This window comes from Rubrimonas cliftonensis (genome assembly GCF_900107585.1).
Classification (GTDB): Bacteria; Pseudomonadota; Alphaproteobacteria; order Rhodobacterales; family Rhodobacteraceae; genus Rubrimonas; species Rubrimonas cliftonensis.
Map to the genome: position 1 here is coordinate 353,863 of NZ_FNQM01000002.1, position 19,160 is coordinate 373,022.

Annotated in this window: 18 protein-coding genes; 10 read left to right on the forward strand and 8 right to left on the reverse strand. The window is 73.0% G+C overall.

Annotated features, from left to right (window positions below; translation table 11 throughout):
- The first annotated feature begins 4 nt into the window (after positions 1 to 4).
- On the forward strand, positions 5 to 940 hold the full coding sequence (locus BLW43_RS04330; protein ID WP_175478756.1) for a transglutaminase domain-containing protein: 936 nt from the start codon (positions 5 to 7) through the stop codon (positions 938 to 940).
- A 4-nt stretch (positions 941 to 944) separates the two neighbouring features.
- Here BLW43_RS04330 and BLW43_RS04335 read toward each other — a convergent pair whose 3' ends face one another.
- Positions 945 to 1,487: a hypothetical protein gene (locus BLW43_RS04335; protein ID WP_139283984.1), complete on the reverse strand. Its 543-nt coding sequence runs from the start codon at positions 1,485 to 1,487 to the stop codon at positions 945 to 947.
- Positions 1,488 to 1,642: 155 nt separating this feature from the next.
- On the opposite strand from BLW43_RS04335, the gene otnI reads away from it, so the two are divergent.
- Positions 1,643 to 2,431, forward strand: a complete 789-nt coding sequence (gene otnI / locus BLW43_RS04340) for a 2-oxo-tetronate isomerase (protein WP_093248848.1) — start codon at positions 1,643 to 1,645, stop codon at positions 2,429 to 2,431.
- 6 nt (positions 2,432 to 2,437) lie between these two features.
- Here otnI and BLW43_RS04345 read toward each other — a convergent pair whose 3' ends face one another.
- Together BLW43_RS04345 and BLW43_RS04350 are read right to left on the reverse strand one after the other, a co-directional pair.
- Entirely contained in the window at positions 2,438 to 3,133 is a 696-nt protein-coding gene (locus BLW43_RS04345) for a tellurite resistance TerB family protein (protein WP_175478757.1), read from the reverse strand.
- Between the two features lie 130 nt (positions 3,134 to 3,263).
- Positions 3,264 to 3,995: an HAD family hydrolase gene (locus BLW43_RS04350; protein WP_093248853.1), complete on the reverse strand. Its 732-nt coding sequence runs from the start codon at positions 3,993 to 3,995 to the stop codon at positions 3,264 to 3,266.
- Positions 3,996 to 4,133: 138 nt separating this feature from the next.
- On the opposite strand from BLW43_RS04350, the gene BLW43_RS04355 reads away from it, so the two are divergent.
- The 3 genes from BLW43_RS04355 to BLW43_RS04365 are packed head-to-tail and all read left to right on the forward strand — an operon-like array spanning position 4,134 to position 7,356.
- Complete coding sequence (locus BLW43_RS04355) at positions 4,134 to 4,850, forward strand: FadR/GntR family transcriptional regulator (RefSeq protein WP_093248855.1); 717 nt, start codon at positions 4,134 to 4,136, stop codon at positions 4,848 to 4,850.
- Positions 4,840 to 6,366, forward strand: a complete 1,527-nt coding sequence (locus tag BLW43_RS04360) for an acyl--CoA ligase (RefSeq protein WP_093248858.1) — start codon at positions 4,840 to 4,842, stop codon at positions 6,364 to 6,366. The genes BLW43_RS04355 and BLW43_RS04360 overlap by 11 nt, the downstream gene beginning before the upstream one ends.
- Positions 6,367 to 6,378: 12 nt before the next feature.
- Positions 6,379 to 7,356, forward strand: coding sequence for a 2-dehydropantoate 2-reductase (locus tag BLW43_RS04365; RefSeq protein WP_093248968.1), 978 nt, complete (start codon positions 6,379 to 6,381; stop codon positions 7,354 to 7,356).
- A 17-nt stretch (positions 7,357 to 7,373) separates the two neighbouring features.
- On the opposite strand, the gene BLW43_RS04370 is transcribed toward BLW43_RS04365, so the two are convergent.
- The 5 genes from BLW43_RS04370 to BLW43_RS04390 form a co-directional block, all read right to left on the reverse strand.
- Positions 7,374 to 8,735 carry a hypothetical protein gene (locus tag BLW43_RS04370; protein ID WP_093249122.1) on the reverse strand — a complete coding sequence of 454 codons (1,362 nt, stop codon included), beginning with the start codon at positions 8,733 to 8,735 and terminating at the stop codon, positions 7,374 to 7,376.
- Between the two features lie 127 nt (positions 8,736 to 8,862).
- Positions 8,863 to 9,537, reverse strand: coding sequence for a hypothetical protein (locus BLW43_RS04375; protein ID WP_093249150.1), 675 nt, complete (start codon positions 9,535 to 9,537; stop codon positions 8,863 to 8,865).
- A 6-nt stretch (positions 9,538 to 9,543) separates the two neighbouring features.
- Positions 9,544 to 10,944 (reverse strand): selenium-binding protein SBP56-related protein, encoded by a 1,401-nt coding sequence (locus BLW43_RS04380; protein ID WP_093249153.1) that lies wholly within the window; start codon positions 10,942 to 10,944, stop codon positions 9,544 to 9,546.
- Positions 10,945 to 11,052: 108 nt separating this feature from the next.
- The gene (locus tag BLW43_RS04385) at positions 11,053 to 13,008 is read right to left on the reverse strand and encodes a heavy metal translocating P-type ATPase (RefSeq protein ID WP_093249155.1); all 1,956 of its coding nucleotides are present in this window, start codon (positions 13,006 to 13,008) and stop codon (positions 11,053 to 11,055) included.
- Positions 13,009 to 13,109: 101 nt separating this feature from the next.
- Positions 13,110 to 13,391 (reverse strand): hypothetical protein, encoded by a 282-nt coding sequence (locus BLW43_RS04390; protein ID WP_093249158.1) that lies wholly within the window; start codon positions 13,389 to 13,391, stop codon positions 13,110 to 13,112.
- Between the two features lie 126 nt (positions 13,392 to 13,517).
- Here BLW43_RS04390 and BLW43_RS04395 point away from each other — a divergent pair, with 126 nt between their 5' ends.
- Genes BLW43_RS04395 through BLW43_RS24565 form a run of 5 tightly spaced genes read left to right on the forward strand, consistent with a single transcriptional unit; the run spans position 13,518 to position 19,088 of the window.
- On the forward strand, positions 13,518 to 15,149 hold the full coding sequence (locus BLW43_RS04395) for an ABC transporter substrate-binding protein (RefSeq protein WP_093249160.1): 1,632 nt from the start codon (positions 13,518 to 13,520) through the stop codon (positions 15,147 to 15,149).
- Between the two features lie 13 nt (positions 15,150 to 15,162).
- Positions 15,163 to 16,107 (forward strand): ABC transporter permease, encoded by a 945-nt coding sequence (locus tag BLW43_RS04400; protein WP_093249163.1) that lies wholly within the window; start codon positions 15,163 to 15,165, stop codon positions 16,105 to 16,107.
- Positions 16,108 to 16,117: 10 nt separating this feature from the next.
- Positions 16,118 to 17,998 (forward strand): dipeptide/oligopeptide/nickel ABC transporter permease/ATP-binding protein, encoded by a 1,881-nt coding sequence (locus BLW43_RS04405; protein WP_093249165.1) that lies wholly within the window; start codon positions 16,118 to 16,120, stop codon positions 17,996 to 17,998.
- Complete coding sequence (locus BLW43_RS04410; protein ID WP_093249960.1) at positions 17,995 to 18,969, forward strand: oligopeptide/dipeptide ABC transporter ATP-binding protein; 975 nt, start codon at positions 17,995 to 17,997, stop codon at positions 18,967 to 18,969. Before BLW43_RS04405 ends, BLW43_RS04410 begins: the two co-directional genes overlap by 4 nt.
- Positions 18,966 to 19,088, forward strand: a complete 123-nt coding sequence (locus BLW43_RS24565) for a hypothetical protein (protein ID WP_281243466.1) — start codon at positions 18,966 to 18,968, stop codon at positions 19,086 to 19,088. The genes BLW43_RS04410 and BLW43_RS24565 overlap by 4 nt, the downstream gene beginning before the upstream one ends.
- Positions 19,089 to 19,160 lie beyond the last annotated feature (72 nt).

Genomic DNA, 19,160 nt, shown 5'->3' on the forward strand with positions numbered 1-19,160 from the left:
GATCATGCGCCTCTCCGTCCGCCACGCCGTCACCGTCTCCGTGTCCCCGGCCGCGCCGGGCGTCGCCGTACGGCTGAAGATGTTCCCGGCGGCGTTCGAGGGGCAGAGGACCCTGGCGTGGCGGGTGCTGCTGAATGGCGAGGCCGCGGCCCCCGATTTCGTGAACGGCTGGGGCGACGGCGTCGCGACGCGCTTCCTGCGTGGAGGCGTGAGCGCGCTGGAGATCGTCGCGGCGGGAGAGGTCGAGACGACGGACTGCGCCGGCGTGCTGCGCGGCTTCCGCGCCCCGCTGCGCCCCGGCGTCTGCCTGCGCGAGACCTCGCGCACGCGCCCCGACGCCGCCATCGCGGCGTTGGCGAAGGAGGCGGTCGCCGGCGCGGCCACGCCGCTCGACAGCGCCCACGCTCTGCAGGACGCGGTTACGCGGCGCATCGCGCCGACGGGCGCGGCGCATCAGAGCGCGGCGGCCGCCCTGAGCGCGGGCGAGGGCGGCGCCGACGAGATCACGCATGTGCTGATCGCGGCCGCGCGCTCGATGGGGTGGCCGGCGCGCTTCGTCTACGGCTATCGGCTGGCGGACGCCCCAGGCGCCTCCGACGCCCCGGACGAAGCTGGCGGCGCGGCGAAGGCCGGGACCGACGAGGCGGAGGCGGCGGCGGAGGCGGAGGCGGCGCGCTCGGCCATGGTGGCCGCGCTCACGCAGCCCCATGGCTGGGCCGAGCTCTGGGTCGAGGGCATCGGCTGGATCGGTTTCGACGCGGCGCACGACCTCTGCCCGACCGACGCCTATGTGCGGCTGTGTTCGGGCCTCGACGCCGTCGACGCCGCCCCGCTGCGGGTCCACGCCGAAGGCGGCGCCGAGACCTCCGCGACTGCGGAGGTCGCCGTCGTTGCGGGCGAGGGCGGCGGGAGGCAGGCCGGCGGTCAGACCCAGCAGTAGCCGCTCAGCGCGCCGGGTCGTCGGCCATCGCGAAGGCGGCGCTGGCGGCGAGCCAGCCCTGAAGCGCCGCGAACACGCCGCCGGCGCGCAGGATCAGATGTTCGCCGCTCGTCGTCACGAGGCCCATGGACCGTGAGAGGGAGCGCACGGGCGACTGGCCCTCGGCGCTGGCGAGCCGGCCGCGCTCGCTGAACATCGGCGCCGCGCGCTCGGCGTTGATGCGCCGGATCTCGCCGTGAACCGCGGCGAGCGTCTCGAGATAGGCTGCGGCTGCGGCGCGTGTCGCGGCGTCGGCCTCCGGCGAGGCGACGGCGGCCTGCGCCCCGGCGCACGCGTCGGCGATGGCGGCGATGGGCGCGATGTGGGGGCCGCTGCGGGGCAGGAAGCGCGCACGGTTGTCGTAGTGGCGGCAGGCGGCGGCGCCCACTGTCTCCACGTCCCGCCCGGCGGCGAAGCCCGGGCCGGCGACGCCGGCGGATGCGAGGCTGCAGACGACGGCGATGACGGCGATGCGCATGGTCTCGACCTCCAGTTGTCCAGACATCATGGTAAGATTAACCGCAAAGCGTCAATAAAATGTTATAAACGCGTGAGCGCCCACGGATGCGCTCGTCCCCAGGCCATTGCCATGGCGCGGCCGGCGGGCATGACTGGGGCCTGTCAGCGGCGCAGGCCGCGCGCAGAAGCCGCCGGAGCCGCCCCATGCCGAAGTTCGCCGCCAATCTGAGCATGATGTACGGAGAGTGGGACTTCCTCGACCGTTTCGCCGCCGCGGCGGAGGACGGTTTCGGCGCCGTCGAATACCTGTTTCCCTACGATCATCCCGCTGCGGAGCTGCGTCGGCGGCTCGACGACAACGGTCTCGTGCAGGCGCTCCACAATCTGCCGCCGGGCGACTGGGCGGCCGGCGAGCGCGGCGTCGCCATCTTCCCCGAGCGCGTGCCGGAGTTCCGCGAGAGCGTGGCGCGCGGCGCGGACTACGCCGCCGCGCTGGGGGCGCAGTCGGTCAACTGCCTCTGCGGCCTTGCGCCGGAGGGGGCGGACCGTGCGCGGCTCTCGGCGACGCTGGTGGAGAACCTGGCCTTCGCCGCCGGGCGCATGGCGGCGGTCGGGGTGAAGCTGGTGGTCGAGCCGATCAACAGCCGCCGCGACATGCCCGGGTTCTTCCTCAACACCGTGGCGCAGGCGGCGGAGCTGCTGGACGCCGTCGGCGCCGACAACCTCTCCATCCAGTTCGATATCTACCACGAGCAGGTCATGGCCGGCGATCTGGCGCCGTCGCTCAAGACGCATCTGCCCCGCATCGGCCATGTGCAGGTCGCCGACACGCCGGGCCGGCACGAGCCGGGCACGGGGGAAATCAACTACGCCTTCCTGTTCGACTGGCTCGACCAGATCGGCTATCGCGGCTGGGTCGGGTGCGAGTACCGCCCGCGCGCCGGGACGCGCGCGGGCCTTGACTGGATCAGGCCCTGGCTCGGCGGGCGCTGAACGGGCTCACGCGGCGATCTGCGCCTCGATTTCGCCCTTGACGCCGTCCGGCAGGCCCAGCGCGGCGGCGAGGCTGTCGAGATAGGCGCGCTCCATCGGGTGGTCGGCCCCGCAGACCAGCGCCGACATGGCGTAGATCTCGCGCGCGGCCTGCTCGCTGTCGGCCAGCGCCGCGATGGCCTGGGCGTCGATCGGCTTGTCGAGCTCGGCTGCGAGCGCGGCTCGGGCGTCCTCGCCCATCTCGCTCAGCCGTCCCTCGATGATGCCGCGCTCCTCTGCGCTGATGTGGCCGTCGGACTTCGCGGCCGCGACCATGGCGGCGAGCAGCGCGTGGGCGCGGGTCTCCGCGGCGGGGCCGTCGAGGTTGGTGATCGGCGCCTCGGGCCCCGAGATCCGCTCCGGCTGCGCCTCTGAGGCCGCCGCCGCGGAGTGCTTCACATAGGCGTCGTAGGCGAGCTTGCCGAGATAGCCGACGCCGCCGGCGAGCACGCCGGCCTTGGTGATCGAGCGCCCGCTCCTGGTGCCGAGCAGCAGCCCCAGCACCGCCGTCGCCGCCGCGCCGCCGAGGGCCGCGTTGCGCATCTGGCCGCGCGCCGCCGGGTCTTCCCCGACGCCGAGCTTCTGCGCCGCGGCGTCCTCGCCCTTGCCGTAGAGTTCCTGTCCCGAGGTCATGATCTGATTGAGCAGCGATCCGAAGTTCATGGCTTGCCTCCTGTCATGCGCCGACGCGCGCCCCGTCGCAGGGCCGCTGACAGATAGGCGGGGAAACGGGCCGACGCGACCAGATTCGCTGCGCTGGCCCGCTTTCGCCCTGCGGCGCGGTCGCGCGCGGTCAGCCTGCGACGCGGTCGCGCGCGTCCAGCCAGTCGGGCAGGGCGGCGATCGAGGGGAGAATCGCATCGGCGAGCGGCGCCAGGTCGTCATGGCGGGCCGGGCCCGTCAGCACCCCGATCGCGAGGGCTCCGGCGGCGCGCGCGGCCCCGAGATCGTGCACGCTGTCGCCGATCATCGCCACGGCGCGCGGCGCCACTCCGGCGGCGGCGGCGAAGGCGAGCACCATGTCAGGGGCCGGCTTCGGCGCATGGCCGCTGTCGTAGCCTGCGATGAAGGAGAAGCGGTCGAGCGCGCCGACCGCCGCAAGATGGTCGCGCGCCGCCGCCTCTCCGTCGTGGGTGGCGACGCCGAGCGCGAGGCCCCGCGCGAGCAGACCGTCCAGCAGGCCCGGCAGGTCCGGCGCGGCGGGGGTGAGAGTCAGGCCCCCGGCCGCCGCGCTCGCGTCAAGCGCCAGCGCCTCCAGCCGCTTCGCGTCGAGCCCCTCGGTCATCGGCGCCCAGACATGCGCCAGCGCGTCGGCGGAGCCGGCCACGATCACCGACCCCGCCGCGAAGGCGCCGCTCTCGATGTCGAAACCGCAGGCGGCGCCGAGCGCGCGGCGCCGGTCCGGGTCGTCGGGGGCGAGACGCTCGATCAGCGCATGGGCCGCGCGCCGCCATGTCGCGGCGAAGTCGAACAGGGTGCCGTCCTTGTCGAACAGCACGGCGCGAATCTGCGCTCGCCCAGGCATCGCTTGGTCCCCTATCGTCGCGTGGCGGCACCCTGACGCGGCGGCCTCGCCGCGGCAAGCAGGCCGTTGGCGGGCCAATCGAAATAATGGTCCACGATTGGTCTTGAGTCGTGTGCACGAATCCGGCATGTTCGCGGCATGACCACGGCGAACCAAGCTCTCGACCGCCTGCGCGCAGCCATAGAGGATGGCGAGTACGGCGCGGGCGCGCGCCTGCCAGCCGAGCGCGCGCTGGCCGTCTCCCTCGGGCTCGGCCGAGGCACGCTGCGCAAGGCGCTCGCGGCGCTGGAGCGGGAGGGCCGCATCCGCCGTCGCGTGGGGGAGGGCACGTTCGTCGCCGACGGAGAGGCCGCGACGCTGCGCTTCGACGCCGCGCCGAGTCCGGCGGACGTGATGGAGGCGCGGCGGATGCTGGAGCCCGCCATCGCCCACGCCGCGGCCCTCCGCGCCAAGGCCCCCGAGGTCGCCGAGATAACGCGGCTTGCGAACCCCGAGGGCGACGGGGTCGACTGGCGCGGCTGGGAGGCGCGCGACATCGCCTTCCATGCCGCGCTCGCCGCCGCCAGCCGCAACCCGCTGCTCAGCGCGCTGCTCACGATGATGCACGAGATGCGCGAGCGGGAGGACTGGGGCCGCCTGCGCAGCCGGACGCTCACGCCCGAACTTCAGACCTCCCACGCCCGCCAGCACGCCGCGATCGCCGCGGCTGTGGCGGATCGCGACGCGCCAGGCGCCGCCGCGGCGATGCGCGCCCATCTCCTCGCCGTCGAGACCGATCTCGCCGGCGAAATCCAGAACGCCGATCCGGGCGAAGCCGCGCCCACCGACCTGCAAGGAGCCGAAGATGTCCGCTGAAATCCTGAGCGCCGTCGAGCGCTTCGCCTCTCGCGGAAACGGGCCCGCCATCGGCGCTCCGGGCAGGCCGGACCTCGACTACCCCGCGCTCGCGGCCCAGATCGCCGCCGGCGCGCGTCAACTCGCCGGCCTCGGCGTCGCGCCGGGAGACGCGGTGGCGATCGTGCTGCCGAACGGGCCGGAAATGGCGACGGCGTTCCTCACCGTGGCGGCCTGCGCCACCGCGGCCCCGCTGAACCCCGCCTACACCGAGGACGAATACGCCTTCTACATGGAGGATCTGGACGCGAAGCTGCTGATCGTCGCCGCAGGGGTCGAGACGCCCGCCCGCGCCGCCGCGGCGCGACTCGGCGTCAGGATCGCCGAGCTTGCGCACGACGCGACCGAACCCGCCGGCGCCTTCACGCTGGTCGACGCGCCCGGCGCCGCCGCGCGCCGCAACGGCCCCGACGACGTGGCGCTCGTGCTCCACACCTCCGGCACCACCTCGCGCCCGAAGATCGTGCCGCTGACCGCCGGCAACATCGAGGCCTCCGCCGGCCACATCGCGGCGGCGCTTCACCTCACCGGCGAGGACCGCTGCCTCAACATCATGCCGCTGTTCCATATTCACGGGCTGATCGCGGCGGTCCTCTCCAGCGTCTCCGCGGGCGCCTATGTCTGCTGCTCTCCCGGCTTCAACGCGATGCGGGTGTTTGCCTGGATGCACGAGTCGCGGCCGAGCTGGTACACCGCCGTGCCCACCATGCACCAGGCGATCCTCTCCCGCGCCGGCCGCAACGCCGACGTGATCTCGCAGACGAAGCTGCGGCTGATCCGCTCGTCCTCCGCCTCGCTGCCGGCGCCGGTGTTCCACGAGCTGGAGAAGACCTTCGGCTGCCCGGTGATCGAGAGCTACGGCATGACCGAGGCCGCGCACCAGATGGCCTCAAACCAGCTCCCGCCGGGCAAGCGCAAGCCGGGTTCGGTGGGCGCCGCCGCCGGGCCGGAAGTGTCGATCATGGGCGAGGACGGGTCGCTGCTGGCGCAGGGCGAGACCGGCGAGATCGTCATCCGCGGCCCCAACGTCACGCCCGGCTACCGCAACAACCCCAAGGCCAACGCGGAGAACTGGACCAATGGCTGGTTCCGCACCGGCGACCAGGGCGTGATGGACGAGGACGGCTTCATCTCGATCAACGGCCGCCTGAAGGAGATCATCAACCGTGGCGGCGAGAAGGTCTCCCCGCGCGAGGTCGACGACGTGCTGATGGAGCACCCCGCCGTGGCGCAGGCCGTGGCCTTCGCCCTGCCGCACGAGAAGCTGGGCGAGGAGGTCGCCGCGGTGATCGTGCTGAAGGAAGGCGCCAGCGCCGAGGCGAAGGAGATCCGCGAATTCGCCGCGAAGTCGCTGGCGGCGTTCAAGGTGCCGCGCGAGATCATCTTCATGGACGAGATCCCCAAGGGCGCGACCGGCAAGCTCCAGCGCATCGGGCTGGCCGACAAGCTGGGGCTGACCAAGGCCGGCGCGGCGTAAGGGGGCCCTGCGATGAAAGTGTGCATCTTCGGCGCCGGCGCCATCGGCGGCTATCTCGCAGTGCGGATGGCCAACGCCGGCGTCGACGTCTCGGTGGTGGCGCGCGGGCCCAACCTCGCCGCCATCAGGGAGCACGGGCTGCGCCTGCGCATCGACGGGCGGGAGGAGGTCGCGAAGGTCGCGGCCTCCGACAGCGCCGCCGATCTCGGCCCGCAGGACTACGTGTTCACCACGCTCAAGGCGCACTCGTTGCCGCCGGTGGTGGACAGGATGGCGCCGCTGTTCGGGCCCGACACCGCCTTCGTGACCGCGATGAACGGCGTGCCCTACTGGTACTTCCACGGGCTCGCCGGGCAGGACTGGCGGACTGTCGAGGCGGTCGATCCGGGTGGGCGCGTGTCGCTGGCGATCCCGCCCGGACGCGCCATCGGCTGCGTCGTCTATCCCGCGACCGAGAGCCCCGAGCCGGGCGTCGTCGAGCACCATGACGGCGACCGCTTCACGCTCGGCGAGCCGGACGGCTCGAAGAGCGAGCGGGTGAACGCGCTTTCGAAGGCGATGATCGAGGCGGGCTTCAAGGCCCCGGTGCGGCCGCGCATCCGCGACGAGATCTGGGTGAAGCTCTGGGGCAACCTCGCCTTCAACCCGCTCTCCGCCCTCACGCATCAGACGCTGGACGTGCTCGCGACGCAGGACGACCTGCGCGGCGTGGCGCGCGCCATGATGCTGGAGGGCAAGGCTGTCGCGGAGGCGCTGGGCGTGAAGTTCTCCATCGACGTCGACAAGCGCATCGCGGGGGCAGCGGAGGTGGGCGCGCACAAGACCTCGATGCTGCAGGACCTCGAGCGCGGGCGGCCGATGGAGATCGACGCGCTGCTGACCGGCGTGTGCGAGCTCGGCGCAGCGGCCGGCGTCGCGACGCCGACCCTCGATCTGGTGCTGGCGCTGGTGCGGGCCCGGGCGCGGGCGGCGGGCTGCTACGAGGGTTGAGAGGGGGCGGCGCCGCGTCAGCCCGGCGTGGCTGCGCAGTTGCGCTCCAGCTTGAGGCGGGCGGCGTCCGCCGCCCAACTCGACTCGCCCAGCGTGTCCAATGCGTCGCCGATCGACGCGCAGAGGCGCGCGCCGTCGGCGGGCGGCGGCGCGTCGGTCCAGAAGCGCCGCGCTGCAGTCCAATGGCCGACTTCCTCGAGGAAGGAAACGCCGAAGTAGTAGGCGGACGCCAGCGAGTCCGAGAACCCCTCTTCCAGACGGAACCCGCCGTCCTTGTCGAGCGTGTTCCGCAGGGACCACGCGATCATTTCAGGGATCTTGTCGCGCGCCCACGCCTGATCGGCTTCGCTGATGTGCGGCCAGCCAAAGCGCAGGATGCGCGCCACGTCATAGAGGTTGTGGTTGTTCCAGTTCATGCGCGCGCGCCAGCCATAGGGATATGTGGCCTCCTCGCGCGCCCTGAGCGTCTCGATTATCGCCGGCCACCGTTCGACGTCGCCCCGCGCATAGGCGACGATGTGATAGGTCATGCTGAGGTCGGCGGTCTTCACGATGCGATCACCGTCGAGATACCAGGCGCCCCACCAACCGGTTTCGTGATCCTGCGCGCCGGTGAGAAAGAACTTGAACGCCTCCGCGACCGCGCTGAGCCGCGTCGAGGTCGTCAGATCGACGGCTTCGACCCATTTCGCGCTCAGATGCTGCTTGAAGACGCTCTGGCTGAGGGAGATCATAAGGCTGGCGAGTTCGCCGCGGTTGTCCACCCCGGTATGGGCGATGTCGGAGACCAGCAGCGACTGCATGCGATCGAGGAGCTTCTTGGGGGTGTCCAACTCCCTGAGCGAGGTGATGCGGTAGCGCGGCGCCCGGCCCTCGTCGACGAGCTTCTGGAGACCGGCCACGGTCGCGCCGATGCGCATGAAGTATTCTTCGTAGCACACCCCCCAATGTCCATCGACGGGCGACTGCGCGGCGGCGTAATGCTGGTCGGGATCTTCAAGGCTGATCTCGATGCGGTCGAGCTTTTCGCCGAGACGACTCCAAAGCGCAGTATAGCGATACAGCCATTTGGCTTCGAGATACATCTGCTGGGAACAGTGCAGGTCCTTGCCTTCGGCCTCCGCCTTCGCGAGCAGGTAGGCGACGGCGTTCATGCGGCGGCCGTACTCAAGGCGGTTCTCGGAATAGTTGCGATCGAACTGCTCGAACTGCCTCGTGATCATCGCCTGGTGTTCCCGCCCGGGGTCGACCTCCAGGCGCTCTCCCGAGGCGCTCGCCCCCTTGGCCGTCGTGATGATGGGCTCGCTCTGGTTGTCGGCGCCAGCCGGCCAGGCGACGCAGAGAGAGAGCGAAAACGCGATGGTCAGGCGCAGAAACATCGACAACTCCCGATTCGACCCATGCCCATCGTAGCGCGAACCGGCGCGGAAATGCGCCCTTTCGGCATGCCGCCGACGTGCTGCCGATGAGTGCGCCGGCGCGCGAGCGGCGCACTGCTTCGGCGGCTCAGGCGGACCAGAGCTGTGGCTGCAACGTGGCCGCGCCGACGAGGATCAGGCTCAGCGCCCAGACGATCGAGAGGTCGAACCAGCCGCGCCTGAGAAAGCTCAGGCCCAGCCACCCGTGGACCAGCAGCGCGACGGCGCCCCCCGCCGCGATCATCGCCGCCGCATGCGCCGCCGCCACCATGAGCGCGGCGCCGGCGGCGCCCGCCATCAGCGCGCCCGCCGCCTCGGGCCCGGCAGACCCCGCGGCGCAGAGACCGAGATAGGCCGGAAGCAGCATCAGCCCCGCGCCATGGGCGATCGCCACCGCGAAGGACCACAGCGCCAGCCGGCTCGGCGGAATTCGGGCCAGCGCCCTGGGGTGCCGCCGCCAGACCAGCAGCGCCGCGCCGGCGAGGATCAGCAGCGCCGAGGCGGCGAGCCGGATCTCCTCCTGATGCCGCGCCAGCGTCGCCAGCGCCGCGAAGGGCAGCAGCATCGCCAGCATCGCCGCGAAATGCCCCAGCGCCAGCGGCCCGAGCGCGCGCAGCAGATGCGCGCGCCCGCGATGTCCCGCGCCGCCGTTCATCAGCCCGGCGGAGACCGCGAGCGGCCACCCCATCCCCGGGTTCAGCCCGTGATAGAGGCCGCTCCCAAGGACTGCGAGCCAGAGCAGCGCCGTGGATTGCTCGAACACCGCCGCTCAGACGTTCGGGTAGCAGAAGCTGTCGGTCGAGCAGTCGCCGCCCTCCAGCCTGATCTGGTGCGCGCGGTAGCCCTTGGGAAACTCGACGTGGAAGGCGGGGTCGAGCGTCAGCCCGCCATCGGGGCCGACGTCGGCCTTGACCATCGCGCCGCCCCGCTCGCCGGGATAGAACTGGTCGTCCCAGGTCGAGTAGAGCGAGTTGGTCCAGTAGACGCGCTTGCCGTCGCGGCTGATCTCCAGCATCTGCGGGCCATAGCCGAACGCCTTGCCGCTCGGGTGGGCCGTGTTGCGCACGACCCCGCCAAGATGCACGGAGCCGGCCAGCGTCGGCCTGCGCGGCTCGCTCACGTCGTACTGCCGCAACTCTCCCGTGCCCCAGCAGGCGACGTAGAGGAAGCGGTCGTCGAGCGAGAGGTCGATGTCCGTCACCAGCGGCGGGACGGCGCCGAAACCCTGCAGCAGCGGCGGCAGGGCGTCCTTGTCCGCCGGCTCGGCGGGAATGGCAGCGGTCTTCTCGCAGTGGAATTTCCCGCCCTCGCGCCACCACGTCCAGATCGAGCCCTCGAGGTTGTTGGTGTCCACGACGACGCCGAGGAAGCCGTATTCCTTCGCCGGGTCATGGGCAGGCCGCACCTCCAGCGCCATCTGGTGGTTGGCGCCGAGGTCGATGGTCTGGACATGGCGGCGGGCGCGCAGGTCCCAGAAATGCAGGCTGTGGCCGTAGCGGTTGGCGAGCAGATCCTCCGGCACGACGCCGTTCTCGTACTGCGGCGGCAGCCCCCATTCGCTCGACACCATGTAGTCGCGCGGCAAGTTCCACCAGAAATCATAGTGCTTGTCCTGCGGGCCGCGGTCCATCTCCCACCGGCCGCGGATCTCGAAGGTCTCGCAGTCCATGATGAAGATGCCCGGCGGGCCGTCTGTCCCGTCCGCGCCGCCGCCGCCCAGCGTCGAGACGTAGACGCCCTCCGGCCCGCAATGGACCGTGTGGGGGCGCGAATAGCCGGTGCGGGCGAACAGCTCCTCCGGCTCGATGATCTTGTGGATCGTCGGCTTTCGCGGGTCGGGCTGCGTGTCGATCACATAGATGCGCGAGGAGCGGATGCCGGGGATGATCAGGTAGCGCCGCTGCAGGAAGGCGTGGCCCGTCAGCGGCGACAGCGCCGAGGAGCAGGCGTTCCAGCCGAAATGGTGGAACTCGTCGCCCTTGTTCGGCATCGCGAGCATGTGGACGATCTGACCGCACGTCCCGGAGGACGGATCGACGTCGACCACCGCCAGCGCGTCGGGCTGCGAGAAGTCGGGGCTCAGCATCAGCGTGTAGGCCAGGGTCTCGGGCGGCGCCGCCATCGCCATGCGCGGCGAGGGGTGGAAGGTCGGGTCGGGTCTCAGGTTCATTGCGGATCCTCCGGTTCTGGGCCGGTTCGGACGACCGGCTTGCCGGGGCCGCCGCGGCGGCGGCGCCGGAGCGGACAGCATGCGCCACGGCGGCAGGTCGGCGAAAGGTCAATCTCGTCGCGGCGCCGGCGCGCCCTCGGCCGCGCCCCCATCTCGCGCGTCGACCGGTCCGATCCCGTCGCCGCCGCCCAGCGCGCGCAGGGCGTTGAGGATCGCGGCGACGTCGATCAGTTCTTGCAGCAGCGCGCCCTGCACAGGGGTGATCAGGCCGAAGGCCGCCGCGACCATCCCGAGAATCGACAGGCCCACCCCGACGAAGACGCTCTGCAGCGCGATGGCGCGGGAGCGGCGGGCGATGAGGACGGCCGGCAGCGCGCGGGCGACGTCGTCCACCAGCAGCACCACGTCCGCCGTCTCCGCCGAGGCCGCCGCGCCGCGGGCGCCCATCGCCATGCCGACATCGGCCGCCGCCAGCGCGGGCGCGTCGTTCACGCCGTCGCCGACCATCATCACCGGGCCGTGCTTGCGCTCCGACAGCACGACGAGCACTTTCTCGTCGGGCGTCAGGTCCGCGCGGATGGCGTCGAGCCCCAGCCCGCCGGCCACCGCCTCGGCGACGTCGCGCCGGTCGCCGGTCGCCAGGACGATGCGCGCGACGCCGGCTCCGCGCAGCCCTGCGATCAGCGCCTGCGCGCCGTCGCGCAGCGCGTCGGCCATGACGATCTCGCCGAGCGCCGCGCCGTCGGCCGCGACCGCGACCGTCACCGCCCCCGCCTCGGCCGCGGCGTCGGGGCCGGATTGCGCGTCGGGCGCGTCCCGGCTCCGCACGTCGCTCCCCGCATCCCCCGGCTGCGCGCCGAGGCGGGAGCGCACGAAGCGCCGCCCGCCGACGACGACGCGGCGGCCCTCCACGACGCCCTCCAGCCCCTCTCCCGCGGTCTCGCGCACGTCGCTCGGCGTCGAGAGCGCCAGCCCGCGCTCCCGCGCCGCGGCGACCAGCGCCTCAGCCACCGCGTGGCGCGACACCTGATCGAGCGAGGCGGCGAGCCGCAGCGCCTCCGCAGGGTCGACGCCCGGCGCCGGCGCGACGCGCCGCAACGCCGCGCGGCCATGGGTGAGCGTGCCGGTCTTGTCGAGCACCAGCACCCGCACCGCCGCCAGCGTCTCCAGCGTCTTGCCGCTCTTGACGAGCACCCCGCGCCCCGCGGCCCGCGACAGCCCGGCCACGAGCGCCACCGGCACGGCGAGGATCAGCGGGCAGGGCGTGGCGACGACGAGCACCGCGACGGCGCGCGTCGGGTCGTCGGTCAGCCCCCAGGCCGCAGCGGCGAGGGCCACGGTGGCCGCAAGAAACACGATCGCATAGCGGTCGGCGAGCCGCGCCATCGGGGCGCGAGCCTTCTGGGCCCCCTCCACGATGCGCAGAATGGCGGCGAAGGCGCTGTCGGCGGCGCACTTCTCGGCGGTCAGGTCGAACGGCTCGCCGACATTGGCCGAGCCGCTCAGCACCGGCTCGCCCGCCATGCGCTTCACCGGCAGCGGCTCGCCGGTCAGCGTGGACTGGTCGAGCACCGCGACGCCGGCCGCCACGGTTCCGTCCACGGGCGCGACGTCTCCCTTGCGGATCAGCAGCCGGTCGCCGGGGGCGATGGCGTCGAGCGCGATCTCCTCCAGCTCGCCGTCGCGGTGGCGCATCGCGCTGCGCGGAGCGTGGGAGAGCAGGGCGGTCATCTCGCGCCGCGCGCGCGCCTCGGCGAAGCTCTCCAGATACTGGCCGCCGGCGTACATCAGCGCGACGATGGCGGCGGCGAGGTGCTCGCCGAAGGTCATCGCCGCGCTCATCGACAGCGCGGCGACGATGTCGAGCCCGATCTCGCCGCGGCGCAGGCTCGTCACGATCTCCCAGACCAGCCCGGCGAGCACCGGCGCGGCCCCTGCGAGCCACAGCAGCCGCGCCCAGTCCGCGGCGCCGGACGCCCACGCCGCCAGACCCGCCGCCAGCCCCGCGACCGCGCAGGCGAGCAGGGCGGGCCGCAGAAGAGCGCGCGCGCGATCCGCCGACATGAAACCTCCAGACGCCGCAGACATCGTCCACCTTCGCCGATCCCGCCGCCTTGATCGAGATCAGGCCCGGGGGCGGTCGAGAGATCGCAGAGGCCCCCGCGTCAGCCGTCGTCGAGGCCGGCGCAGCGCGCCCTCGCGCGGGCCGCCGCCGCCGCGGCGCGCCTCCCGGCGGCCCGGACGTCGCCCGCGGCGTCCATCCCCCCGGCGAGCCCGGCCGCCTCCCTCCGCGCCGCCAGCCAGCGCCGCGCCGCCATGTCGGCGTCCGAAGGGCGCCGCCGGTTCACGCCGGGCAGGCCTTCGACGGCGCCGGGTTCGTTCACCGCGTCGAGGTCGGCCCGCAGCCGCGCCGCTTTGCGTCGATGCGCGTCAGGCATGCATGACATGGCGCATCTCCCGTTTGGCGGGAAGAATCTCATGATGAATTGTTGCGCCCCGCGCCGTCGACATGGTGGGATGGCGCATCCGCCCCGCGTCGGCCCGCCGGCGCGCGCCGTCACACGGAGGTCGCCATGACCTGTCGCCGATCCGCCCTCGGGGCCGCCCCCGTCCCCGCCCCCACCCCCGTCCCCGCCACGGCCCCCGCACCCGCCACGGCTCTGCTCGGCGCCGCCCTCGCCGCCGCGCTGAGCGTCGCCGCGCCAGCCCCGGCGCAGACCCCGCCGGGCGTTCTGGTGGTCGCCCAGATCGCCGAGCCGCAGTCGCTCGACCCGCACGCCGTCACGGCCGTGAACGATTTCCGCATCCTGATGAACATCTACGAGGGGCTGGTGCGCTACGCCCCCGGCACACTGGAGGTCGAGCCGGCGCTGGCCGAGAGCTGGGACGTCTCCGACGACGGGCTGGTCTACGAGTTCGCGCTGCGCGAGGGCGTCTCCTTCCACGACGGCGCGCCGCTCGACGCCGAGGCGGTCGTGTTCAACTTCGAGCGGATGCTGGACGAGGACCATCCCTACCACGACACCGGACCGTTCCCACTGAGCTTCTTCTTCTCCGCCGTCGAGAGCGTCGAAGCGGTGGACCCGCTGACGGTGCGCTTCACGCTGGAGGCGCCCTATGCGCCGTTCCTCTCCAACCTCGCCTATCCGACCGGGCTGATCGTCTCGCCCGCCGCGGTCGGCGCGCATGAGGAGGATTTCGGGCGCAACCCGTCCGGCGCCGGGCCGTTCCGCTTCGTCGAGTGGGTCTCCAACAACCGCGTCGTCATCGAGGCCAACCCCGACTATCGCGACGGACCGCCGGACCTTGAGGCTGTCGTGTTCCGCCCGATCACCGACGCCAACACCCGTGTCGCGGAGATGCTCTCGGGCGGCGTCGACGTGATGGTGGAGGTGCCGCCGGACAACCTCGCGATGTTCGAGGACGACCCTCGCTTCGACGTCCACGAGCAGGCCGGGCCGCATCTGTGGTTCCTGATCCTCAACACCCGCGAGGGACCGATGGCGGACCGGCGCGTGCGCCAGGCGGTGAACTACGCCATCGACAAGACCGCGCTGGTGGAGAACGTGCTGTCGGGAACCGCCGAGGTCGCCGCCGGCCCCACGCCGCCGGCCTTCGGCTGGGCCTACAACGAGGCGCTGGAGCCCTATCCCTTCGACCCCGACAAGGCCCGCGCGCTGCTGGCCGAGGCGGGCCACGAGGGCGCCGAACTGACTTTCTACGTCACCGAAGGCGGTTCGGGGATGCTCGACCCGGTGGCGATGGGCGCCGCGATCCAGGCCGATCTCGTCCGTGTCGGTCTCGACGTGACCATCGAGACCTATGAGTGGAACACCTTCCTCGGCCGCGTGAACCCCGGCCTGGAAGGCAAGGCCGACCTCGCGCAGATGGCGTGGATGACCAACGACCCCGATACGCTGCCCTATCTCGCCCTGCGCAGCGAAGCGACGCCCGAGCAGGGCGGCTTCAACTCCGGCTACTACGCCAACCCCGAGGTGGACCGGCTGCTGGAGGACGCCCGCCGTTCGACCGACCAGGACGAGCGCGCGCGGCTCTACCGCGAGATGCAGGCGATCGTGCAGGAGGACGCGCCCTGGGCCTTCATCGCCAACTGGAAGCAGAACGCCGTGACGAGCGCCAAGGTCGCAGGGTTCGAACTCCAGCCCTCCTTCTTCCTGCTGCTGAGGGACGTGACGAAGAACTGAGGGCCTGCGCGCCATGGGCGCCTACATCCTCAAGCGGCTGGCGCTCACCGTCCCGATCCTCGTCGGGCTGTCGATCGTCGTGTTCGCGATGATGGCGCTGATCCCCGGCGACCCCGCGACCGCGATCCTCGGCGCCTACGCGACGCCGGAGAACGTGGAGCGGCTGAACCGCCAGCTCGGGCTCGACCGGCCGCTGGTCGCGCAGTACTTCACCTGGGCCGGCAACCTGCTGCAGGGCGACATGGGGCGCAGCTTCGCGCTCAACCGCCCTGTGGCCGACGAGGTGTTCGAGCGCTTTGGCGCGACGCTGGTCCTCGCCGGCGCGGCGCTGGTTCTGGCCTCGGCGCTGGGCCTGCTGGCGGGGATAATCTCCGCCGTGCGGCAGTTCGGCTGGACCGACAGGGCGCTGACGCTGCTGGTGCTGGTGGGCGTCTCGACGCCCTCGTTCTGGCTCGGCCTGCTGCTCATCATGCTGTTCGCGGTGGAGCTGCGCTGGCTGCCGGCCTCGGGGATGTTCGCGATCTACGGCGGCGGCGACCTGCCGGACCTGCTGGCGCATCTGGCCATGCCCGCCGTCACGCTGGCGGTGGTGGCGGCCGGCGTCATCGCGCGGCTGACGCGGACCGCGATGCTGGAGGTGCTGCGGCAGGACTGCATCAGCACCGCCCGCGCGAAAGGCGTCGCGGAGCGCCGCGTGATCTACGTCCACGCCTTCAAGGCGGCGCTGGTCTCGGTGATCCCGCTGATCGGCGTTCAGGCGGGCTTCGTGCTAGGCGGCGCGGTCTATGTCGAGACGGTGTTCCAGTGGCCCGGCGTGGGGCGGATGCTGGTCGACGCCATCGCGCGGCGCGACCTGCTGCTGGTGCAGGGCGGCGTGCTGGTGGTGGCGGCGTTCTATGTGCTCTTCAACCTGCTGGCCGATGTCGCGCAGACGCTGGTCGACCCGAGGTTGCGGTGAGGGGCCCGCCATGAGCGGTTTGCGGGCCGCGATGGCGCAGCTCGCGCGCAACCGGCTCGCGGCGGTCGGGCTGGCGCTCTGCGCCGCCATCGCGCTGGTCGCGCTCGCCGCGCCTCTGCTGCCGCTGCCCGACCCGAACGCCACCGCGCCCGCCGACCGCCTGCTGCGGCCCGGCGCGCCCGGGCATCCGCTGGGGACCGACCATCTGGGGCGCGACATCCTCTCGCGGCTGGTCTGGGGCGCGCGCGTCTCCATCGCCGTGGGGCTCTCGGCGACGGCGATCGCGGCGGCGGCGGGTTCGCTGATCGGGCTGGTGGCGGGCTATGCGGGCGGCCGGGTGGACGGCGCGCTGATGCGGGCGATCGACGTGGTGATGGCGTTTCCCTACATCCTGCTCGCGCTCGGCGTCGTCGCGGTGCTGGGGCCGGGGCTGATGAACGCGCTCTTCGCCATCGCGGTGGTCAACGTGCCGTTCTTCGCGCGCACCATCCGCGGCGTGACGCTGGGCCTGTCGCGGCGCGAGTTCGTCGAGGCCGCGCGCCTCTCGGGGGCCTCCCACGCGACGATCCTGTTCAGCGAGGTGGCGCCGAACGTGGCCCCGGTGATCGTCGTGACCATGTCCACAACGGTCGGATGGATGATCCTGGAGACTGCGGGCCTCAGCTTCCTCGGCCTCGGCGCGCAGCCGCCGCAGGCCGATCTCGGAGCGATGCTGGGCGAGGGGCGGGGGCTGCTCTTCACCGCGCCGCATGTCTCGGTGATCCCCGGCGTCGTGATCTTCGCGCTGGTGATGAGCATCAACCTGCTCGGCGACGGCGTGCGCGACGCGCTCGACCCGCGGCTGAAGGCCGGCGCGCTGGCCGCGCCCGGCGCGGCGACGGCGGTGCGGCGTTCGGGCGCTGGAGAGCCGGCGAAGGGGGAGGGTCTCGCGGTCTCGGGTCTCGTCACCGAGTTCGCCAGCGGCGGCCGCAGCCTGCGCGCGCTCGACGGCGTGGATTTCGCCGTGGCGCCGGGCGAGCGGCTGGCGCTGGTGGGCGAGTCGGGCTCCGGCAAGTCGGTCGCGGCGCTGTCGCTGACCCGGCTGGTGCCCTCGCCGCCCGGCGCGATCACCGCGGGCCGGGTGGACTTCGCCGGCGAGGATCTGCTCGCCGCCGCGCCCGAACGGCTCCGGCGCCTGCGCGGAGACCGCGTCGCCTACATCTTCCAGGACCCGCTGACGACGCTGCACCCGCTCTTCACCGTCGGCGCGCAGGTCGCCGAGGCGTTGCGCGCCCATGCGCCGCTCGGGCGCAAGGCGGCGCGCGAGAAGGCGGCCGAGCTGCTGGAGATGGTGCGCATCCCCGCCGCGCGCCGCCGGCTCGACGCCTATCCGCACGAGCTGTCGGGCGGCATGCGGCAGCGCGCCTGCATCGCCATGGCGCTCGCCAACGACCCCGCGCTGCTCATCGCCGACGAGCCGACCACCGCGCTCGACGTCACCGTGCAGGCGCAGGTGCTCGACCTGATGCGCGGGCTGGCGGAGGCGCGCGGGACCGCCGTGCTGTTCATCACCCATGATTTCGGCGTCGTCTCCGCGCTCTGCGACCGGGTGGCGGTGATGTACGCCGGGCGCATCGTGGAGAGCGGGCCGACGGCGCAGGTGCTCGCGGACCCTGCGCATCCCTACACGGCGGGGCTGATCGCCTGCGTGCCGGTGCTCGGCCGGCCCGACCGCGCGCTCGCCGCCATCGAGGGGCTGCCGCCGGCGCCCGACGCGCTGCCGCCGGGCTGCCCCTTCGCGCCGCGCTGCCCCCATGTCGAGGCGCGGTGCGAGGCCGCGCGCCCGCCGCTCGCGCCGGTCGGCGAGGGCAGGGCGGCGGCCTGCGTCAAGCCGCTCGCGGGGGCGGCGTGAGCGCGCCGCCGCCGCCGGCCATCGAGGCTCGCGGGCTCACCCGCGTCTTCGGCGGCGGGCGCTCGCTGCTCGGCGTAAGGCGGCCGGGCGTGCACGCCGCTCAGGACGTGAGCCTCGCCGCCCATGCCGGCCGGACGCTCGGCGTCGTCGGCGAGTCGGGCTGCGGCAAGTCCACCGTCGCGCGGATGCTCGCGGGGCTCGACCGACCAACGAAGGGCGCCGTCCTGCTCGACGGCGAGGACGTCACGGCAAGGCGCGGCGTCGCCGAGCGGGCGCGGCGCGTGCAGTACGTCTTTCAGGATCCCATCGCCTCGCTCAACCCCCGCAAGACCATCCGCCAGACGCTGGAGGCGCCGATGCGCCGGCTGCTGGGCATGGGCGCGCCGGCCCGCGCCGCGCGGCTGGACGACCTGATGGCGGCGGTTGGCCTGCGCGCGGCCTTCCTCGACCGCCATCCCCACGAGTTCTCCGGCGGGCAGGCGCAGCGCATCGCCATCGCCCGGGCGCTGGCCGCCGAGGCGAAGGTGGTGGTGCTCGACGAGCCGGTGTCGGCGCTTGACGTCTCGGTGCAGGCGCAGGTGCTGACGCTGCTCAAGCGGCTGCGCGCCGAGCTGGGGCTGACGCTGGTGTTCATCAGCCACGACCTCGCCGTGGTCGAGACGATCTCGGACGATCTCGCGGTGATGTATTTCGGGCGGGTGGTCGAGGCGGGGCCGGCGCGCGCGGTCTACGCAGCGCCGCGCCACCCCTACACCGACCTGCTGCTGCGCTCCGCGCCGAGGCCCGGCGTCGAGCGGCTGGAGGCCGAGCGCGGCGCCGCCGACCTGCCCGATCCGCTGGCGCCGCCGCCCGGCTGCGCCTTCGCCGCGCGCTGCCCCCGCGCCGAGCCGCGCTGCCGGGCCGAGCGGCCCGAGCTCGACGAAGGCGGCGACGACGGCGCCCGCGTCGCCTGCTGGCGGCCCCTGCGATGAGCGCGCCGCCGCGCAGCGCCATGCGCGCCGTCTCTCGCGAGCGCATGGCCCTGGCCGCGCGCCGGATGATCGCCGCCGAGGCGCGCCTTGCGCGGCGGTTCTCCGGCGTCTTCGGCTGACCCTCCACCCCGCTTTTCGTGCGTCGCCGGCCCCAGGGTCGCGGGGCCCGAACGGGGCGGCGAAGCCCCCCG